Annotated in this window: 21 protein-coding genes; 8 read left to right on the forward strand and 13 right to left on the reverse strand. The window is 50.3% G+C overall.

Annotation, left to right across the window (positions count from 1 at the left end):
* Positions 1-186: 186 nt before the first annotated feature.
* The 10 genes from rlmC to SK39_RS03595 form a co-directional block, all read right to left on the reverse strand.
* Positions 187-1,314 (reverse strand): 23S rRNA (uracil(747)-C(5))-methyltransferase RlmC, encoded by a 1,128-nt coding sequence (gene rlmC, locus SK39_RS03550; RefSeq protein WP_048216657.1) that lies wholly within the window; start codon positions 1,312-1,314, stop codon positions 187-189.
* 41 nt (positions 1,315-1,355) lie between these two features.
* Positions 1,356-1,844, reverse strand: coding sequence for a YbjO family protein (locus tag SK39_RS03555; protein WP_003035378.1), 489 nt, complete (start codon positions 1,842-1,844; stop codon positions 1,356-1,358).
* A 59-nt stretch (positions 1,845-1,903) separates the two neighbouring features.
* Positions 1,904-2,749, reverse strand: a complete 846-nt coding sequence (gene potI, locus SK39_RS03560; protein WP_003035376.1) for a putrescine ABC transporter permease PotI — start codon at positions 2,747-2,749, stop codon at positions 1,904-1,906.
* Positions 2,746-3,699: a putrescine ABC transporter permease PotH gene (gene potH / locus SK39_RS03565; protein ID WP_003831667.1), complete on the reverse strand. Its 954-nt coding sequence runs from the start codon at positions 3,697-3,699 to the stop codon at positions 2,746-2,748. Before potH ends, potI begins: the two co-directional genes overlap by 4 nt.
* A 9-nt stretch (positions 3,700-3,708) precedes the next feature.
* Positions 3,709-4,842, reverse strand: a complete 1,134-nt coding sequence (gene potG, locus SK39_RS03570) for a putrescine ABC transporter ATP-binding subunit PotG (protein ID WP_016149850.1) — start codon at positions 4,840-4,842, stop codon at positions 3,709-3,711.
* 138 nt (positions 4,843-4,980) lie between these two features.
* Positions 4,981-6,093 (reverse strand): spermidine/putrescine ABC transporter substrate-binding protein PotF, encoded by a 1,113-nt coding sequence (potF, locus tag SK39_RS03575; protein ID WP_003035370.1) that lies wholly within the window; start codon positions 6,091-6,093, stop codon positions 4,981-4,983.
* Positions 6,094-6,526: 433 nt separating this feature from the next.
* Positions 6,527-7,003, reverse strand: coding sequence for a type III secretion system chaperone family protein (locus tag SK39_RS03580; protein ID WP_003035368.1), 477 nt, complete (start codon positions 7,001-7,003; stop codon positions 6,527-6,529).
* A gap of 90 nt (positions 7,004-7,093) precedes the next feature.
* On the reverse strand, positions 7,094-7,996 hold the full coding sequence (rimK, locus tag SK39_RS03585; RefSeq protein ID WP_003836932.1) for a 30S ribosomal protein S6--L-glutamate ligase: 903 nt from the start codon (positions 7,994-7,996) through the stop codon (positions 7,094-7,096).
* 59 nt (positions 7,997-8,055) lie between these two features.
* Positions 8,056-8,778 carry a nitroreductase NfsA gene (nfsA, locus tag SK39_RS03590; RefSeq protein WP_003836934.1) on the reverse strand — a complete coding sequence of 241 codons (723 nt, stop codon included), beginning with the start codon at positions 8,776-8,778 and terminating at the stop codon, positions 8,056-8,058.
* Positions 8,762-9,052 carry a YbjC family protein gene (locus SK39_RS03595; RefSeq protein WP_003845523.1) on the reverse strand — a complete coding sequence of 97 codons (291 nt, stop codon included), beginning with the start codon at positions 9,050-9,052 and terminating at the stop codon, positions 8,762-8,764. The genes nfsA and SK39_RS03595 overlap by 17 nt, the downstream gene beginning before the upstream one ends.
* A gap of 172 nt (positions 9,053-9,224) precedes the next feature.
* Here SK39_RS03595 and SK39_RS03600 point away from each other — a divergent pair, with 172 nt between their 5' ends.
* A complete protein-coding gene (locus SK39_RS03600) occupies positions 9,225-9,488 on the forward strand; it encodes a GrxA family glutaredoxin (protein ID WP_003035358.1) in 264 nt (87 codons plus the stop codon).
* A gap of 34 nt (positions 9,489-9,522) precedes the next feature.
* On the opposite strand, the gene SK39_RS03605 is transcribed toward SK39_RS03600, so the two are convergent.
* Entirely contained in the window at positions 9,523-9,903 is a 381-nt protein-coding gene (locus SK39_RS03605; protein ID WP_003035356.1) for an inner membrane protein YbjM, read from the reverse strand.
* Positions 9,904-10,172: 269 nt separating this feature from the next.
* Between SK39_RS03605 and SK39_RS03610 the strand changes: the two genes are divergently transcribed.
* The 3 genes from SK39_RS03610 (at position 10,173) to SK39_RS03625 (ending at position 14,552) form a co-directional block, all read left to right on the forward strand.
* Positions 10,173-11,858: an aspartate:alanine antiporter gene (locus tag SK39_RS03610; RefSeq protein WP_003035354.1), complete on the forward strand. Its 1,686-nt coding sequence runs from the start codon at positions 10,173-10,175 to the stop codon at positions 11,856-11,858.
* 520 nt (positions 11,859-12,378) lie between these two features.
* On the forward strand, positions 12,379-13,590 hold the full coding sequence (locus SK39_RS03620; protein ID WP_032936370.1) for a multidrug effflux MFS transporter: 1,212 nt from the start codon (positions 12,379-12,381) through the stop codon (positions 13,588-13,590).
* A 164-nt stretch (positions 13,591-13,754) separates the two neighbouring features.
* Positions 13,755-14,552 carry an SDR family NAD(P)-dependent oxidoreductase gene (locus tag SK39_RS03625; protein WP_048216659.1) on the forward strand — a complete coding sequence of 266 codons (798 nt, stop codon included), beginning with the start codon at positions 13,755-13,757 and terminating at the stop codon, positions 14,550-14,552.
* 12 nt (positions 14,553-14,564) lie between these two features.
* Here SK39_RS03625 and SK39_RS03630 read toward each other — a convergent pair whose 3' ends face one another.
* Entirely contained in the window at positions 14,565-15,479 is a 915-nt protein-coding gene (locus SK39_RS03630) for a DMT family transporter (RefSeq protein ID WP_016149848.1), read from the reverse strand.
* Between the two features lie 102 nt (positions 15,480-15,581).
* Between SK39_RS03630 and SK39_RS03635 the strand changes: the two genes are divergently transcribed.
* A complete protein-coding gene (locus SK39_RS03635) occupies positions 15,582-16,496 on the forward strand; it encodes a LysR family transcriptional regulator (protein WP_003836947.1) in 915 nt (304 codons plus the stop codon).
* Between the two features lie 5 nt (positions 16,497-16,501).
* Here the strand turns inward: SK39_RS03635 and SK39_RS03640 are convergent, their stop codons facing one another.
* On the reverse strand, positions 16,502-17,050 hold the full coding sequence (locus SK39_RS03640; protein WP_048216660.1) for a TetR/AcrR family transcriptional regulator: 549 nt from the start codon (positions 17,048-17,050) through the stop codon (positions 16,502-16,504).
* A gap of 85 nt (positions 17,051-17,135) precedes the next feature.
* On the opposite strand from SK39_RS03640, the gene SK39_RS03645 reads away from it, so the two are divergent.
* The 3 genes from SK39_RS03645 (at position 17,136) to SK39_RS03655 (ending at position 19,548) form a co-directional block, all read left to right on the forward strand.
* Positions 17,136-18,344, forward strand: coding sequence for an MFS transporter (locus SK39_RS03645; RefSeq protein WP_048216661.1), 1,209 nt, complete (start codon positions 17,136-17,138; stop codon positions 18,342-18,344).
* On the forward strand, positions 18,344-19,159 hold the full coding sequence (locus SK39_RS03650; protein WP_048216662.1) for a Cof-type HAD-IIB family hydrolase: 816 nt from the start codon (positions 18,344-18,346) through the stop codon (positions 19,157-19,159). The genes SK39_RS03645 and SK39_RS03650 overlap by 1 nt, the downstream gene beginning before the upstream one ends.
* Before the next feature lie 107 nt (positions 19,160-19,266).
* Positions 19,267-19,548 carry a hypothetical protein gene (locus tag SK39_RS03655; RefSeq protein ID WP_003836954.1) on the forward strand — a complete coding sequence of 94 codons (282 nt, stop codon included), beginning with the start codon at positions 19,267-19,269 and terminating at the stop codon, positions 19,546-19,548.
* The last annotated feature ends 4 nt before the right edge of the window (positions 19,549-19,552 follow it).

The raw sequence follows: 19,552 nt of genomic DNA on the forward strand, positions 1-19,552 counted from the left end.
TGCCCGCAGGGCGAGCGAAGCGAGTCAATCCCCGCCTCACCGCCATATTTTAAGAAGAGCTCGTACGCAAGTACGGGCTTTTTTTTCGCATATTGATTTGCCGGATGCGGTGCAAGCACCTTATCCGGCCTACGAATGACGAACAACCTGTAGGCCTGATAAGCGAAGCGCCATCAGGCATAGCAATTATTGTCGGCTGAGTAGCGTTAACACTTCATAATGCGAGGTGTGCGGGAACATATCGAAAAGCTGAACGCGTTCAATTCGATACCCAGGCAACTCACGAATATCCTTCGCCATGGTTTGCGCATTACAGCTGGAATAAACAATAAAACGCGGTGCCATGCGGGAAAGAAAATCGCACAGCGGTTTCCCAATCCCGCGACGCGGCGGATTCACCAGCACCAGATCCGGAACTTCGCCCTGAGCGGTAGCAAACTGAGTTGAATCCAACGCCTGAAAATGCAGATTCTGCAGCCCAAGTTCCTGCGCCGACTGCTTCGCGCAGGTAATCGCCTCTGGCGCGATTTCAATCCCCGTCAGTTTCATTTGCGGTGTAGCGCAGTGCAGACCAAAACCCCCAACGCCGCAAAACAGATCCCACATGTGATTAACCGGAAGCTGTCGCACCCAGTCGCGCGCCGTGGCATACAACTGCCCCGCCACCACCGGGTTAGTCTGGAAAAAGCTCTGTGGGCGGATCCACAACGGTACATCGTTAAAGCGTTCCGCCAGCGCCTGTTGTTCCGTCAGGAAGATCTCTGTCTCCCCTTCCATAATCGCCATATGCACCGGCTGAATATTGGCAGTGATCACTTTTAACTGTGGGAACTGTGCCTGCAACCAGGGCAGCGCCGCGCGCAGCTGTGCCAGTTTTGCTTCAGAACGCAGGACAAAACGCAGCATCATGCCGACATCGAACCGGCTTTCCGTTAACAGCAAATATTTCAGTTCCCCGCGTTTACGCGCAACGTTATAGGGTGTTAATCCTGCTCGGGCGATAAACGGCTTAAGAACGGAAAATACGGGCGCAAAAGACTCAGGGTAGAGCGGACAGTCGCACAAATCCTCCGGCGTACCGTCACGATGCAACATCCCCAGCAACGGTTTTTCCACGCTGCCGCTGACCACCATTTTGGCTTTATTGCGAAACGCGCTTTCCGGACCACTGACCGGCGCGCACCATTCTCCGACCGGATAATCGGCCAGCAGATTCTGCAGATCGGCTGTTTTAGCGAAGAGTTGATCGGCGACAGGCTGTGTTATCCACTGACAGGAGCGACAGCGTTCGGCGTCATAAAGTGCGCACTGCATACAAAGACCTACAAATTAACCGGGGGCCAAGATTATACACGTTATTGCAAACGGAAGAACCGCCTGCTGGACGCAGGAACAAACAGTAGCAGCAATACCAGCATATCCGGCAGTTTTTGCATCACCAGCGTATGCAGGATTTCGCGTCTGGACTCCCCCGCAATACTGAACAGTTCGGGATATCCGTAGCCCAGCGAAGCAGCCCACAGATAGACGCTGGCGATAATCTGGGTCAACAGATAGATCCAGCGTGCCCAGTTCCGTCCTTTTACCAGCGAAAATGCACAGTAAATTTCGATAAATAGCAGCACCAGACTGCCCAGAAACACCAGCGTCAAATTCCAGGTCTGCACACTGCGATGAATAAACTCACTGGTTCCACGAAACCCAAGCGTATTAAAAATCATCAACAGATCGAGACAGCGGATCATAATAATAGCCAGCGCCGCCACCTGCACCAAAGCAGGGACGTTTAAGCGAGCATGTGATGTGGATGATTTCTTAAAAAATCCCAACGCGTCGTCTTCCATGAAAACGGCGCAACCACCACAGCTGCGCCGTATAGACAGGTTGGCAGATTTTAGTTTTTTCAGCCGCGTCTTGCACGTTGGATATCGCGGATCCGTTGTTTTTCTGTTCGCGCCATCAGATACCACGCGATAAATCCGATAATTCCTACCACACCAAGAATCAGCGTTGCCAGCGCGTTGATCTCCGGGTTCACCCCCATACGTACGCTGGAGAACACCAGCATCGGTAACGTTGTGGCGCCAGGACCAGAGACAAAGCTGGCAATAACCAGATCATCGAGTGACAGCGTGAAGGCTAATAGCCAACCGGAAATCACCGCCGGCATAATCATCGGCAGCGTGATGACGAAAAAGACCTTCAGCGGCGTGGCGCCAAGATCCATCGCAGCTTCCTCAATGGAATGATCCAGTTCGCGCAAACGTGAAGAAATCACCACCGCTACGTACGCTGTACAGAAGGTGACGTGCGCCAGCCAGATGGTCAGCATTCCGCGATCAGCCGGCCAGCCGATGGCGTGAGCCAACGCTACAAACAGCAGCAGCAGCGACAAACCGGTAATGACATCTGGCATAACCAGCGGCGCGGTGATCATAAAGGCGAAACCATTCGAACCACGAAAACGACCAAAGCGCACCATTACCACGGCGGCGATGGTACCAAGGATTGCCGCCATCGTCGCAGCGCCTGCGGCAATCGTTAGGCTCATGCCTACGGCGCTTATCATCGCGGTATCGTGAAAAAGCTCGCCATACCAACGCGTTGACCACCCCGCCCAAACCGTCACCAGCTTCGAGCTGTTAAACGAATAGATAACCAACATCAGCATCGGCGCGTACAGGAAGGTAAAGCCAACTACCAGGATAAAAATACGCCACGGCGAGCGAACGACCGGTAAGTTATTCATCCGTGTTCCCCCACGCTTTTTTGCTGATATTTGTGGAACCACATGATCGGCACAATCAGTAACAGCAGCATAATAATGGCGACAGCAGAAGCCACCGGCCAGTCGCGGTTATTGAAAAACTCCTGCCAAAGCACACGGCCAATCATGATACTGTCCGGGCCGCCCAGCAGCTCAGGGATCACAAACTCGCCAACAGCCGGAATAAACACCAGCATTGACCCGGCAATAATCCCGCCCTTGGTCAACGGCACAATCACGCTAAAGAAAGTCTTCAGCGGTCGGGCACCTAAATCCAGCGCCGCTTCCACCAGCGAGTAATCAATACGGGTCAGCGCGGTATAAATCGGCAGCACCATAAAGGGCAAATAGGCGTAAACAATGCCGATATAGACCGCCAGATTGGTGTGCAAAATAGTCAACGGTTGGTCGATGACACCCAGCCACATCAGAAAGTTGTTCAGGACGCCGTTGTTTTTCAGGATCCCCATCCAGGCATACACGCGAATTAAAAACGAGGTCCAGGACGGTAGGATCACCAGCAACAGCAGAATATTACGCGTTGAGGGTTTACTGTGCGCGACTGCCCATGCCAGCGGGTATCCCAGCAGCAGACAACAGATTGTCGAAATTCCCGCCACCTGTAACGATTGCAGGTAGGCATCGAAATAGAGCGGATCGTCCGTCAGTTGCAGGAAGTTGGCTAAGTTGAGCGTGATGGATAACTGATCGTCAGCCCATGAAACGAGGTCGGTATACGGTGGAATAGCCCGCGCCATTTCCGCCAAACTGATTTTGAAGACGATCAGAAACGGCAGCAGAAACAGAAGCAGCAGCCACACATACGGCAGCGCGATCACCAGCTTGCGCCCGTGCTTCATTTGCAGTCGCGACATAAACAGCGTGAATCGCCCTGCTTTATCCACACGCGCCGGAGGTTCAAGTGTACTCATCTTCGCTCCTTAAACCGTCAACACCACACAGCTGTCTGCATCCCAGCACAAACGGACCTCGTCACCCCAAGTGGGTAATCCCTTGCGGTAACGATGTTCATTTTGTAGCTGGGCGCTCAACATCTGACCGCTTTTCAAACGTACGTGATACACCGACAAATCACCCAGATAGGCAATGTGCACCACTTCGCCTACCGCGAAGTTATAACCCTCTGGCGGAGGAGCCTCACAGAGCATGATTTTTTCCGGGCGCAGCGCAACATACACCGGGACGTTATCGACAACAGACGCATCTGCGTCCACTTTCAGCGGATGCACCAGTCCAGGAGACTCAATAATCAGACCATCTTCCTGGCGTTCTTTCAGCAGTCCCTCAAAAACGTTTACCGAACCGATAAACTCTGCGCTGTAACGCGTGGTCGGATGCTCGTAGATCTCTTCTGGCTCACCAATCTGGACAAATTTTCCACGATTCATGATCGCAATACGACCCGCCATCGTCATGGCTTCTTCCTGATCGTGCGTCACCATCACGCAGGTCACACCGACGCGTTCCAGGATATCCACTACCTCCAGTTGCATGCGGTCTCGAAGTTTTTTATCCAGCGCCCCCATTGGTTCATCCAGCAGCAGCAGTTTTGGACGTTTTGCCAGGCTGCGCGCCAATGCCACGCGCTGACGCTGGCCGCCAGAAAGCTGATGTGGTTTGCGTTTAGCGAACTCCTGCATATGCACGAGTCCCAGCATCTCATTCACCCGACTGGCGATTTCAGCCTTCGGCAGTTTGTCCTGCTTGAGACCAAAGGCAATGTTCTGCTCGACAGTCATATGCGGAAACAAGGCGTAGGACTGAAACATCATATTAATTGGACGCAGATAAGGCGGGACATGCGCTAAATCGACGCCATCAAGCATGATTTGCCCGGTAGTCGGCAGTTCAAATCCCGCCAGCATCCGCAGCAGTGTCGATTTGCCACAGCCGGACGCGCCGAGCAGAGCAAATATTTCACCTTTGTAGATAGTAAGATTGACGTCATCAACGGCGTGCTGACCGTCAAATGACTTGGTCAGATTGCGAATTTCAAGCAGCGGGGTCAGCGCCTTGCGGATTTTCGCTTGTGGGCGTGGGGTTGCATCATTCACTCAGGTGCTCTCCGGCATAAAACAAAGAAACGGTGCAAATAACGCACCATAACGGTGCGTATTGCCGGGTTATATGTGTCCGGGCTCAACGCTGCCCGGCAGGCACAAATCCTGCCGGGTCATGTCCCAAACATCGGTTTATTTCCCGCTTTTTACCTTCGTCCATGCGCGGGTACGTACACGATCGATCTTCGGATCCTGTACTTTCAGTGTGAATAACTTAGCTCGCACATCCGCAGGCGGGTAAATACCCGGGTTGTCACGAACTTCAGGGCTTACCAGAGCCGTCGCTTCTTTGTTGGCATTGGCATAAAACACGTGGTCGGAGATATGCGCAATCACATCAGGGCGCAGCAGGTAGTTGAGGAACTGATAGGCTTCGTCTTTGTTTTTCGCATCGGCAGGCATCGCGAATACGTCAAAGAACGCCATTGCACCTTCTTTAGGAATTGAGAAGGAGATATTGACGCCATTTTTCGCTTCTTTCGCACGGTTTGCGGCCTGCCATACGTCCCCAGCCCAGCCGATTGCAACGCAGGTATCACCGTTTGCCAGGTCGTTGATGTACTGCGAAGAGTGGAAATAGCGAATATTCGGTCGCAGTTTCAACAACAGATCCGTTGCCGGCCCGGTGTAATCATCCGCTTTGGTACTGTTTGGATCTTTACCCAAATAGTTCAGCACCGTGGCGAACACCTCTTCGGGGGCATCAAGGAAAGAGACGCCGCAACTTTTGAGTTTTTCCAGATTTTCTGGCTTGAGGATCAAATCCCAGCTGTCAACCGGCGCATCCGGCCCCAGCACAGCTTTAACTTTATCCACGTTGTAACCAATACCGGTCGTAGCCCACATATACGGCATCGCAAACTTGTTGTCCGGATCGTGTTTGCCCACCAACTTCAGCAGTTCAGGATCAAGGTTTTTCCAGCCCGGCAATTTGCTCTTATCCAGCGGTTGGAATACGCCCGCGGTCAGTTGACGCTCAAGGAAGCTGGCGGATGGAACGACAAGGTCAAAGCCGGTACTGCCAGCCATGAGCTTACCTTCCAACACTTCATTGGAATCAAATACGTCATAGATGACTTTAATTCCGGTCTCTTTTTCAAAATTAGCCACCGTGTCCGGGGCAATATAATCAGACCAGTTATATATATGCAGCGTTTTTTGTTCAGCAGCGAGCGTGCCGGCAGAGACGGCCATCAGAGCACCCGCAACCAGGCCTGATAACCATTTTTTATTTAAGGCGGTCATAATCTCTTTCCTTCTGAAAGTTCGTTAACAAACGAACAAAAATGTCACACTCTAATGATATGCAAGAAACGTGCATATTCTTTCATGCGGCACCGATGTAAAGAGAGACCTCTCCTCACGCCGCTATTGCTCGCTGGCATCCGTCCAGGCATTCAACATACATTGTGGCCGTAGAACAGGTCACAAGGGGCTGTTTAAATGATGACGTTGGTAAGCTTCGCAAGAATAACTTTAGCCAGGAATTGTGGATATAGCCCAGATTAAAAAACGTCTTTTATCAATTTTTTATGCAGGAATTGTCTATGACGTAAAGCGGAAGGCGCTGAATAGAGGTGAATAATTCTTTAATGAAAGGTTAAATACAGAATAAAAACGGGCAATACGCAACCGCTCTGGCAGCGGCTGCGCAATATATGTCCAGATTCAGGAAGAATTAATGGAGGAAATGAATTTCAGCGGTGCTATTCTGCGCATCTTCTTCAGCATTAAATAACAGCTGATGCGCACCGGCTTCAAGGATCACCATCGATATCTGCTCTTCGCTCTGGCGAACAAAACATTCAAACTGCTCAAACGTCACACCCGGCATAACGGATAAAGACTGGCAAACCACCAGTTTTGGCAGATTATCATCCTGCATATCCAGAAAAGCTTTCACCGTCAGTGAGCTGGCATTGATCGCGGACAGATCGGCGGCCAGCGGCAGCAGTGCAGAAGGTCTGACTTCTGCCATCGCGGAAAACAGAATGACGTTATCGACCAAATCAACTTTTGCATCAAAGATGCCGTCAAAATTCTGCATGTGCGGTAAATGCAGCGCCTGACAGGTATCGCATTCAAAAAAACTCATGCCCAGGTCGTCGAGCCATTGACGCAACGTATCCAGAGTGGGAACGACCAGTGATGTCATAATAATGTGCGACCTCTATTGATGAAAAAAATACCGGCACAGCTTACGCAAAAAGAGCGTGTCATACCACGATCGCAATCGATATTGCGCTTAGCCGCCGATTTTAAGGCAAAATTCAGGCGTAGCGTGACGTTCGATCCACTGGATCATCTTGCCAGCTATGTCTATCCCGGTGGTTTTCTCCACTCCTTCCAGCCCCGGAGACGCGTTGACCTCCATGACCAGTGGCCCTCGATCAGCGCGCAGAATATCAACGCCTGCAACGTCCAGGCCCATAGTCCGGGCGGCTTTGAGCGCAATTTCTCTTTCGCGCGGCGTGATACTCGCAATAGTCGCCACACCACCGCGATGGAGATTAGAACGAAAATCGCCCTCTTTAGCCCGTCGTTCAATGGCGGCCACTACTTCGTCGCCCACCACGAAACAGCGGATATCGCGCCCCTTCGCTTCTTTGATATATTCCTGAACCAGGATATGGGCATTCAGCCCACGAAAGGCATCTACCACGCTTTCTGCAGCCTGCCGCGTTTCCGCCAACACCACGCCAATACCCTGGGTGCCCTCAACCAGTTTCACCACCAACGGCGCACCGCCAACCATGTCAATCATGTCGCTGGTATCGTCGGGAGAGTGGGCGATCCCGGTGATGGGTAAATCAATTCCCTGACGCGCCAGCAGCTGTAGCGAACGCAGCTTATCGCGCGCTCGTGTAATCGCTACCGATTCATTCAACGGATAGCTACCCAGCATCTCAAACTGGCGCAGCGCCGCCGTCCCATAAAAGGTAATCGCGGAACCAATCCGCGGGATCACCGCGTCGAAATGGGGAAGCTGACGGCCCTTGTAATGAATAGAAGATGCCGCCGGACTGATGTTCATATAGCAAGAAAGGGGATCGATAACTTCAACCAGGTGACCGCGCTGCATCGCCGCTTCACGCAGGCGTTTACAAGAATAGAGCGTTCCGTCCCGGGACAAAATGGCAATTTTCACCCTGCACCTCTCTGAATGACCTGGTAAAAGCTGGCGTATCATACACTGGGTTAAAATCTTTAGCGCGTGGCCCATCCCTGTTTATGCAAATATTCCAGGATAAAGGGGCGACTTTCTTTAATGATGGTACGGCGAATGTGATCGCTCCAGGTGTCACGACGCGTATTGCTGCCGCGGGTCAGATAGTACTGCGCAAGCTGTTCGTCATACTGCGACAAAACGTCTGTATCGAGCGGCTGATACTGGTTTTCGTGCACAACAAGCGACGCAGGCAGGCGCGGCTTGATATCCGGGTTATCCGCAGGCCAGCCAAGGCACAAACCAAACAGCGGCAGAACGTGCTGCGGCAGCTTCAGCAGTTCGGTGACCGGCTCAATATTGTTACGCAGACCGCCAATGAATACGCCGCCAAGTCCCAGCGACTCTGCCGCCGTCAACGCATTTTGCGCCATCATTGCAGTATCAACCACGCCCAGCAGCAGTTGTTCCGCCAGCCCAAGTTGCGCATCAGGGCAAATCTGCAAATGACGATTAAAATCAGCACAAAACACCCAGAACTCAGCGGCCTGCGCCACATGCTTTTGGCCGCCAGATAAGGTAGCCAGCGATTCACGCAGAGATTTATCCGTTATACGAACGATCGTCGTGCACTGTAGAAAACTGGAGCTTGACGTTCCCTGAGCGGCGGCAATAATCGCCTCACGCTGTGCATCCGAAATAGCATCATCGGTAAAATGGCGAATGGAACGGTGGCTGCGGAGTAAATCAATGGTTGGTGTCATCTCTTTTGTCTCTGTCTAAATCAGTTGAATCACCGGGTGCGCGTGACATCAGTTGCGGTGCCAGCAGTTGCGCAATACGCCACATCAACGCCACCGCAGCAGGGAGCATCAGCAGTACGCCCAGAAATATCATCACCACGCAGGCTAACGGGCTGTTAAGCGGTGCGGGCAAGGTGAGGTAATCGTTAAGCGATAGCAGCGCCAGCGATAACAAAACCATCCCAATTATTTCCAGCATCAATACGCTTTTGGGTAATACACCAATTGTGCGCATACGCGGCCTCCCGGCGAAATGGCTTTCATTATAAAACGTTCCGGCTTGCCGTGTTTAACAGATATAGCTTGAGGATATCAAAGCAACAGGCTGAACCTGCTTTCCATCCGTCACAAATCGCGGCATCATAACAAGTATTGCCATCCGGCCTGATAAGTTCGAGGAGAAAGAGATGTTTGCCGTTATTTTTGGTCGCCCAGGGTGCCCGTATTGCGTGCGCGCAAAAGAATTAGCAGAAAAATTAAGCAGTGAGCATGACGATTTTAACTTCCGCTACATTGATATCCATGCTGAAGGAATTACCAAAGCAGATCTGGAAAAAACAGTAGGTAAGCCAGTTGAAACCGTTCCGCAGATTTTCGTCGATCAAAAACACATCGGCGGCTGCACGGATTTTGAAGCCTGGGCAAAAGAGAATATGAATCTGTTCGCCTGATAGCTGTTTCTACGCCCTCAGCTTGAGGGCGTCATCAGTTCTTTTTCCGCCGTTGATGCTGATTGAATAAGCTACTGATAAATAAAAAACATAATGCGCCAAGCGCGCACCAAAACACCGCACTAAACAACCACGCCAGCTCTTGCCACAATGAACGCGTCGGCATAAAAACGAACCGCATCAGTAACAGGCAGCACGGCGCCGCCAACATTGCACCAAGAAGGGGTTTGAGTACTTCCCGACGATGGGAAAAAAAGCTTGCTGCAGCACCTGGTAAGATAAAAAACAACAATCCGACCTCAGGATGCCCTGCCGCTCTGAATGCCCCTTTCACGTTCAGCGTTAATGAAAGACACACCACAATAAAGAGCACAAAGCAGCAGACCGCACTCGCCCAACTTTGCTTATGTTTCAATCGTTCCTCCTGACACATTCTCTATCGAACACTCTTTTCGCCCGCAGGCGTCCAGTCAGATAAAGTAACTCGGCATTCCATGCCAAAAACACACCCACACGATTCTTATAGCCGTTGATACGTAATGAGATTAAACTAGCCGCATATATTGTTATGCTGCATTATTCGGGGCTGTGTACGATGCTATCGCCCCTTAATTTCTGGCAAAAACATTAGCGTAAATTGCCATTTCTTTCAATAGCTTACTAGTAAACAAGAAGTTAGTCTCCGTGAATATAAACGTCGCAGATTTGTTAAATGGGAATTACATCCTGTTATTATTTGTGGTCCTGGCTCTGGGCCTGTGTCTGGGCAAATTGCGTCTGGGTTCAGTCCAACTCGGTAATTCCATTGGCGTTTTAGTGGTCTCCCTATTATTAGGTCAGCAGCACTTTAGTATTAACACCGATGCATTAAATCTCGGCTTTATGCTGTTTATTTTTTGCGTCGGCGTCGAAGCCGGCCCCAACTTTTTTTCGATTTTTTTTCGCGATGGGAAAAATTATCTAATGCTTGCTCTGGTGATGGTCGGTAGCGCAATGCTGATCGCCCTGGGGCTGGGTAAGCTATTTGGCTGGGACATCGGCCTGACGGCGGGTATGCTGGCTGGCTCGATGACCTCAACGCCGGTGCTGGTCGGCGCAGGTGACACCTTGCGCCATTCAGGAATGTCAGGAACACAACTTTCAAGCGCTCTCGATAACCTGAGCTTGGGTTACGCCCTCACCTATTTGATTGGTCTGGTCAGTCTGATTGTTGGTGCGCGCTATTTGCCGAAACTTCAGCATCAGGATCTGCAAACCAGCGCCCAACAAATCGCGCGTGAACGGGGCCTGGATACTGACGCCAATCGTAAAGTTTACCTCCCGGTGATTCGCGCCTATCGCGTTGGCCCGGAGCTGGTGGCATGGGCCGATGGTAAAAATCTGCGCGAACTGGGTATTTATCGTCAGACCGGTTGTTACATTGAACGTATCCGTCGCAACGGCATTCTTGCCAACCCGGATGGTGACGCGGTGCTGCAAATGGGCGATGAGATAGCCCTGGTGGGTTATCCAGACGCCCATGCCCGCCTCGATCCCAGCTTCCGTAACGGTAAAGAGGTGTTCGATCGCGATCTGCTCGATATGCGCATCGTCACTGAAGAAATTGTAGTGAAAAACCACAATGCCGTTGGTCGTCGCCTGGCCCAGTTGAAACTGACCGACCACGGTTGTTTCCTGAACCGCGTGATCCGCAGCCAGATTGAAATGCCTATTGATGACAACGTCGTGCTCAACAAAGGTGACGTATTGCAGGTCAGCGGTGATGCTCGTCGCGTGAAAACCATTGCCGATCGTATCGGCTTCATTTCGATTCACAGTCAGGTGACCGATCTGCTGGCCTTCTGCGCCTTCTTTATCATCGGTCTGATGATCGGGATGATCACCTTCCAGTTCAGTAATTTCAGCTTCGGCATCGGGAATGCGGCTGGACTGCTGTTCGCCGGCATCATGCTGGGTTTCCTGCGAGCCAACCATCCAACGTTTGGCTACATCCCACAGGGTGCGCTGAACATGGTGAAAGAGTTTGGCCTGATGGTATTCATGGCTGGTGTCGGTTTAAGCGCAGGCAGTGGCATTGGTAATGGCCTGGGGGCCGTCGGTGGTCAAATGTTGATTGCCGGTCTGGTAGTCAGCCTGGTTCCGGTTGTTATCTGTTTCTTGTTTGGTGCTTACGTATTGCGCATGAACCGCGCCCTGCTGTTTGGTGCCATGATGGGCGCACGTACCTGTGCTCCGGCAATGGAAATCATCAGCGACACCGCACGCAGCAACATCCCTGCGTTAGGCTATGCCGGGACCTACGCGATAGCCAACGTTCTGCTGACATTAGCGGGGACACTCATCGTCATTGTCTGGCCTGGCCTTGGTTAGCGCTGAAATTTACCCTTAAACGAAAATTTTTTGCAGGTAAGCAGAACTTTTCTTCAAGGCGTCAGTCATAACTATTGCCACTGCTTTTCTTTGATGTCCCCAATTTGTGGAGCCCATCAACCCCGCCGTTTTGGTTCAAGGTTGATGGGTTTTTTGTTGCCTGAAATTTACTACTGAAAAAATCAATCACGTACACCAACACCAACACCAACACCAACACCAACACCAACACCAACACCAACACCAACACCAACACCAACACCAGCAGTATGCCCGTATTCGAAGTCAGTGTACTTATGGTTCCTCGTGCTGCCTGGCAATCAAACACAATTAAATTTAACTGGAACCCTACCATCGAAAATTATGGCTATATACCTGTGACTCATATCTCAATTTTTTGAGTCAAAAGTTTGACAGTTCATTTCAACTCTGTTTTATTGCCTACACGATAATTATCCACAACATCTCTATTTAAATAGTGAACTTTTTCATGCTTTTAATTTACTCATGGTGATAAGTAATGAAGCTGCAAACTGTTATTCATAGAAAGAACATAATTTACTTTACTGTCGGCCTGGCCATGTTGACGATAATGGGAATTCTGGGAGTGGACACTTATTTACCTTCAATTCCCGACATCGCAAAAGAATTTGAAAAAAATGTCTCAACCACGCAGTTGTCGATTATGGTTTATACCCTATGCATTGGTTTTGGACAGCTAATTTTTGGTCCATTATCTGATGCTATTGGCCGGCGAAAAATTATGCTTACAGGTGCGGTTATTTATGGCGTGACAACATATTGTCTCACGCTCTCAACCGATCTGGTTATGTTTCTGGCGATCCGTGTCATACAAGGTCTTTCTATATCAATAACGCTGGTTACAGCAATCAGCGCAGTTCGAGATGTAACTCGTGGTTCAGTGGCCGCGACGCTGTATGCCATCATCATCACTATCGAAGGTGTCGTTCCCATTGCTTCGCCCCTGCTGGGAGGGATAATTAATGACTTATGGGGATGGCGCGCAATTTTTTTAATGATATGTGGCTATGCTATTATAACGTTAATATACGTTTATTTTAACTTCCCTGAAACACTCAGTCATGAGAGAAGGGTTGCCTATTCATTAAAATCATCATTTAATACGTATAAAGAGATCAGCAAACAACCTCGATTTTATCTACCTTGTCTGTCTCTTGGTCTGTCATTTTCGCTGATTTATTGCTATGTCACAGCCTCCCCATTTATTTTTATGGTTACGTTTGGATACTCATCAACGCAATTTGGTGTGCTTTCATCAATTATTGGAGGCTTCCTACTGCTGGGGGCTGCATTATCAGGTAAACTTCTTAAGAAACGGTCTGCGTCGCAAATTTTGAATTCGTGGCTGAAAATCATCGCCTCATTTATTGTACTGTGTATTCCATTAATAATACTTAGTTATCACGTCAATATTTTTATATTCTTCTTTATTATCCTGATGTTTGCTGGAGGGATGTTCGAATCACTCTATACCTACCTGACCATGTCCAGCCAGCGCACCAACCTGGGAGCGACCTCTGCGTTGATGGGAGCCGCCTCGCTGGTTATTCCGTCAGTTATCGGAGGTGTCGGTAGTTTTTTAATTGAGCTAAATACCAGCATCTGGATGATGTACTTGCTTTTGATAATTTTGATAATGATATACATGTTAAAGAAATATCAAACACTTACAGTAACTGATCGGCGTTAAAATGAGCTGATAGACATTGCTGCTATAAGACCTATAGCAGCAACGTCCCCGACATAACCTGATTTTCATCGCTGAGTGGGGTTCCCCGGAAACGCTTTCTCAAATTTGCAGCATGCCCGTTATGGCACATACTTTACTCGGTGCTAAATGGTGATGGGGTTGCTATGTTACTCTCAGGCAAAGTCGCAGTGATCTTCGGTGGCAGCGGCGCTATTGGTAGTGCGGTTGCGCAGGCGATGGCGCGCGAAGGAGCCCATGTGTATCTGGGCGCGCGCAGTCAGGAAAAGCTGGATTGGGCGGCCAGTATTATCCGAACGGCAGGTGGTACAGTCGAAACCTTTATCACCAATGTACTCGACGAGCACAACGCATCGAAGGAAGTTACCCGCCTTGTACAGCAAACCGGTGGAATAGATGTGGTGGTTAACGCAACGGGATTTATGCACGAACAGGGCAAACGCATCGATGCATTATCCCTCTCTGAGTTTATGAGCGGTATCACCCCTTTTCTTGCGGCGCAGTTCAATATCGCAAAAGCCGTAACGCCGCACATGGGCGGCAATCGACCGGGCGTTATTCTCACCATCGTTGCGCCCGCAGCCCCGATGGCGATGCCCGGGCATCTCGGCCATATCGTCGGCTGTGCAGGAACAGAGGCTTTTATTAAGGCGCTCGCCAGCGAGACGGGACCAATAAACATTCGTGTCGTCGGCGTGCGGTCGCATGCGATTGTGGATGCTGTAGCGGCTGGCTCCTATACCGGAGAAATTTTCACCGCTAAAGCACAGTCAATGGGTTTAACCGTCGATCAATGGTTAGGGGGGGCGGCGCAAAGTACCATGCTCGCGCGCCTGCCTACGCTTGCACAAATCGCTGAGGTTACAACCTTTCTCGCTTCAGACCATGCCAGCGCCATGACCGCCACAGTGGTAAATATTACCGGGGGCGCCACCATAAGCTAATTTACCCGCTTTTCACGCCACGCGCTGCTGCGAGCCTTTTTTTGCACTCGGACGGGAACACAATGCTATACCGCACATAATAACCAACGCGCTCACCAGATGATATGAATGCAGAGTGACGTGCAAAAACATCACGCTAAATAATCCGCCACTCAATGGGATCAAGTGTGAATAGATCTCTCCACGCGTTGCGCCAATAGCGCTAATCCCTTTGTTCCATAATAGATATGACAGCCACGAAGGAAAAATAACAAGGTATGCCAGCCCAGTCACAACGCCTGTATTGGCATAGCTATTCCATCCCGGCATACCATTGCGTATCAACTCCAAAGCCAGTACCGGAATAAGTACAATCGCACCTAACAGCGCGCTCACTGCGACAAAGGCGTTTCCCTTTACCTCACGCGGTTTAATGCGTAAAAAAGCACAATAGACGGCCCAACTTAACGCTGACCCCATGGTCCAGAAATCGCCCTGATTCAGATGCGCAAATACCCGCGCATTTATCATATCACCCTGCGACACCAGCCATATAACACCAACAGTACTCAGGATCACACCAGCTATATTTCGCGCAGAAATCCGCTCTTTAAAAAAAAACTTATTGATTAACAGTACGAGCGCCGGGGTGGTGGACATATAAATCGCGGCATTAAGCGAGGTTGTATATTGCAAGCCGATATACAACGTTAAGGGGAAAAGAACCTGACCACAAAGCGCAAGGAAGACGATAGTACCAAAGGATTTTTTCATCACCGGCCATTGCTCTGTGACCTGACGAAAATAGAGCGTCATCAATAATAACGCGGTAAATACCCAGCGTGCCGCTGATAAAACGATGGGATTAACTTCAGCGACCAAGAGATGACCAATCACATAATTTCCACCCCAAAAACAGGCAGCCAGACTGAGTAAAAGATAGGGCATATTTGCGCCTTATTGTCAGTTGTACGGTATGACCACAAGGCTACGGCGGCGTGAGAATGAATGCTAATATAACGTTTTTATCCATCTGCATAGATTAAAACTATGAAATTTACGCTAAGGCAACTTGAGTTTTACATCGCGCTTGCAGAAACATTACAAATTTCCAAAGCTGCTGCACGCTGTCATATTTCTCAGTCATCAATGACCATTGCCATGCGAAACCTGGAAGAAGCATTAGACGTGCAGCTATTTGTACGTTATCCCAAAGGTGTGAAGCTCACCGCTGAGGGCGAGCGCTTTCTGGCACATGCCTGCAACATCATCAACAGTAGCCACTCGGCTATTGACGCCCTGCATGACAGGAGCGAAATTCTCACCGGCACGGTGCGCATAGGCATTGCTGAAACGCTCTCTGCCTATCTTATCCCGGATATACTCAACGATATTGAACGACGTTTCCCTTTGCTGGAGATCGTGTTTTATGAAGCTACTGCACCGGAACTGGTACAGGCGCTACGGGAACAAAAGGTCGATTTTTGCCTGCTTCTGACCTCAAATATCAACCATGATAACGACCTGGAGATCGAAACATTTATTCGTTCACAGCGCCGCCTGTGGACGTCTATTGGGCATCCGCTACAGAGCCAGGCATCGATCCGTTTAATAGACGTCGAGAAACTACCATTTTTACTACTGGAAACCGATAAGTACCCTGACGTAATCATCGATTACTGGCAGCAGCGTGGCTATACGCCCAATATCAGTTTTCGCAGCAACTCTTTTGAAGCAATAAGAAGTCTGGTTGCAAAAGGTAGAGGGATAACCATTTTATCCGACCTGGTGTATCGCCCGTGGTCACTGGATGGTCTGCGCGTCATGCACAGAACGATTGATGATTTTATTACTTATATGGATGTCGGGACGGTAAAAATAGCCGCCCGACCGTTGACGCCAGAGGCGGTAAAAGTCATTGATTTTTTACGGCAGGCCGTTACCCGCCTCGACAAACCATTTTGAGGATTTTATCTCTGCGGCAATTCGGCAATACGCTCCACCATCATCAGAATATCTTCTCGCTGCAGCGGTTTTTTATCCGTGACAAAATGCAGCGTCATTCCTTCAATAAACGCATCCAGCGCCCGCGCCGTAACCGGATTAAACCACTGCTCTAACGTTTGTTGGCTGCGTAGCATCCAGTTCTGCATCACCGTTTTCAACGCTGGTTTACGGCTGGCGAAAGCATACAGCTGATACATAAGCTCCATATTATCAGGCGTTGTGACCTGGGAGCCGTAAATCATATCGGTAATCGCATGGCAGGCCGCCTGCGCATCAGCAACGTCGGCAAAAAAATCCTGGTACTGCTGAGACATAGTATGCGTAAAACAGCTGAATGCCTCCAACAGCAGATCATCTATTCCTGCAAAATAATAGGTCATTGAGCCCAGTGGCACCTCGGCAATCATAGCGATTTTACGGTGTGTAACCCCATGAATACCATGGATTACTATCGCCTTAAGGGTGGCCTGAACTATTTTTTCCCGCCGCTGCGGATCGTTTGCACGTCGCACTGCATTTCCTCTTCTTGCATTTGTGTACAAATGTACACAACCTTGCTAATGTTGTCTTCTTTCCTCTTTTCTTTGGCTCGAATTCATGACTGGCATCTCATCACGCAAAGCCTTAAGACGTCGCACCTGGGCGCTGTTCACGTTCTTCTTTTTACCAGGATTATTAATGGCCTCCTGGGCAACGCGTACCCCTGCCATCAGAGATATCCTCTCAATCTCTACCGCCGAAATGGGCGCGGTGCTGTTTGGACTCTCTATTGGTTCGATGAGTGGCATTCTTTGTTCGGCCTGGCTGGTGAAACGATTTGGCACGCGCAAAGTGATCCGCACTACCATGTCATGTGCGGTCATTGGGATGGCTATCCTCAGCATGGCGCTCTGGCTGCATTCCGCCTGGCTTTTCGCATTTGGTCTGGCCGTGTTTGGCGCCAGTTTTGGCGCAGCAGAAGTGGCCATCAACGTCGAAGGTGCGGCGGTTGAACGCGAAATGAATAAAACCGTGCTGCCGATGATGCATGGTTTTTACAGCCTGGGTACGCTGGCGGGCGCAGGAGTCGGGATGATGCTTACCGCCTTCAGCGTCCCGGCAAACGCGCATATTCTGCTGGCGGCGCTGGTAGCTATCACTCCTATCTTTATCGCCATCAAAGCAATTCCTGACGGCACGGGTAAAAATGCCGCTGATGGTTCTCCCTCCGGTGAAAAAGGACTGCCTTTTTATCGCGATATCCAGTTATTGCTGATTGGCGTCGTGGTGCTCGCAATGGCATTTGCTGAAGGTTCCGCCAACGACTGGCTTCCGCTGCTGATGGTGGACGGTCATGGGTTTAGCCCAACATCAGGCTCTCTGATTTATGCCGGATTTACGCTGGGCATGACCGTTGGCCGCTTTACTGGCGGCTGGTTCATCGACCGCTACAGCCGCGTCACGGTGGTGCGCGCCAGTGCGCTGATGGGCGCTCTCGGGATTAGCCTGATTATTTTTGTCGACAGCTCTTGGGTGGCGGGTGTTTCCGTTATTTTGTGGGGACTCGGTGCATCACTCGGCTTCCCGCTGACCATTTCAGCCGCCAGCGACACCGGCCCCGATGCACCAACCCGCGTCAGCGTTGTCGCAACAACCGGCTATCTGGCGTTCCTGGTTGGACCGCCGCTGCTGGGCTACCTGGGTGAACACTACGGCCTGCGCAGCGCTATGCTGGTGGTGCTGGCGCTGGTGCTTGTCGCCGCCATCGTCGCGAAAGCGGTGGCGAAACCGGATCTCAAAAATACCACGGTGATGGAGAACAGCTAATGAGCATCAAATTAATTGCGGTCGACATGGATGGCACATTTTTAAGTGACCAAAAAACCTATAACCGTGAGCGCTTTATGGCGCAATACCGCCAGATGAAAGAACAAGGGATCCGCTTTGTGGTCGCCAGCGGCAATCAATATTATCAGTTGATTTCCTTTTTCCCCGAACTGGCCAGTGAGATCTCATTTGTTGCCGAAAACGGCGGTTGGGTAGTCAGTGAAGGTGAAGATGTTTTTAACGGCGAACTGGCAAAGGATGATTTCCAGGCCATCGTTGAACATCTGCTGACCCGTACAGACATTGATATCATTGCCTGTGGTAAAAGCAGCGCCTACACGCTGAAGCAGTACAGCGATGAACATAAAGCTGTTTCTGCCATGTATTATCATCGTCTCGAATTTGTAGATAATTTTGACAATCTTAACGACGTTTTCTTCAAGTTCGGGCTGAATATTTCCGACGACAGAATCCCACAGGTGCAGGCCGATCTCCACGAGGCGATTGGCGACATTATGGTGCCGGTGCATACCGGCTACAGGAGCATCGATTTAATTATTCCTGGCGTGCATAAGGCAAATGGTCTGCGGTTGCTGCAACAACGCTGGAATATTAACGACGATGAGGTTGTTGTGTTTGGCGATGGTGGAAATGATATTGAAATGCTGCGCCAGGCGGGATTTAGTTTTGCAATGGCCAACGCCCATGAGCCGGTTATCAAGGCGGCGAAATATCGCGCGGGATCGAACAACGAAGAGGGCGTCCTGGATATTATCGACCGCGTGTTAAAGAATGAAGCACCGTTTACGCATTAACGCCTCAGCACAGACGGCAACAAAATGATGGCATGATCTATTCATAATCTGCCTCAAATTAACCCACTGGATTATTACTTCCAGTGAATATTTCAGGTGAGCGGATTATGAAGAAAAGTGTACTGATGGCGACATTGTTGCTGGGTTTTGCAGGGTCAGTATTTGCGCAAAGCGTTACCGTTGATGTACCAAGCGGTTATAAAGTGGTGATCGTGCCCTCTTCCGTCAGCGTGCCGCAGGCGGTCAACGTGACTACCGCGCCACAAACGGTGTATGTTGCCCCGACTCCTGCCCCGGCTCCTGTTTATCGCGCACATCCTTATGCGCGACATGTTGCCAGCGTCGGTGAAGGCATGATCATCGAACATCAGATTGACGATCACCACTAAGCTT

Source organism: Citrobacter sp. BIDMC107, assembly GCF_001037575.1.
In the GTDB taxonomy this organism is placed as follows: Bacteria; Pseudomonadota; Gammaproteobacteria; order Enterobacterales; family Enterobacteriaceae; genus Citrobacter; species Citrobacter freundii.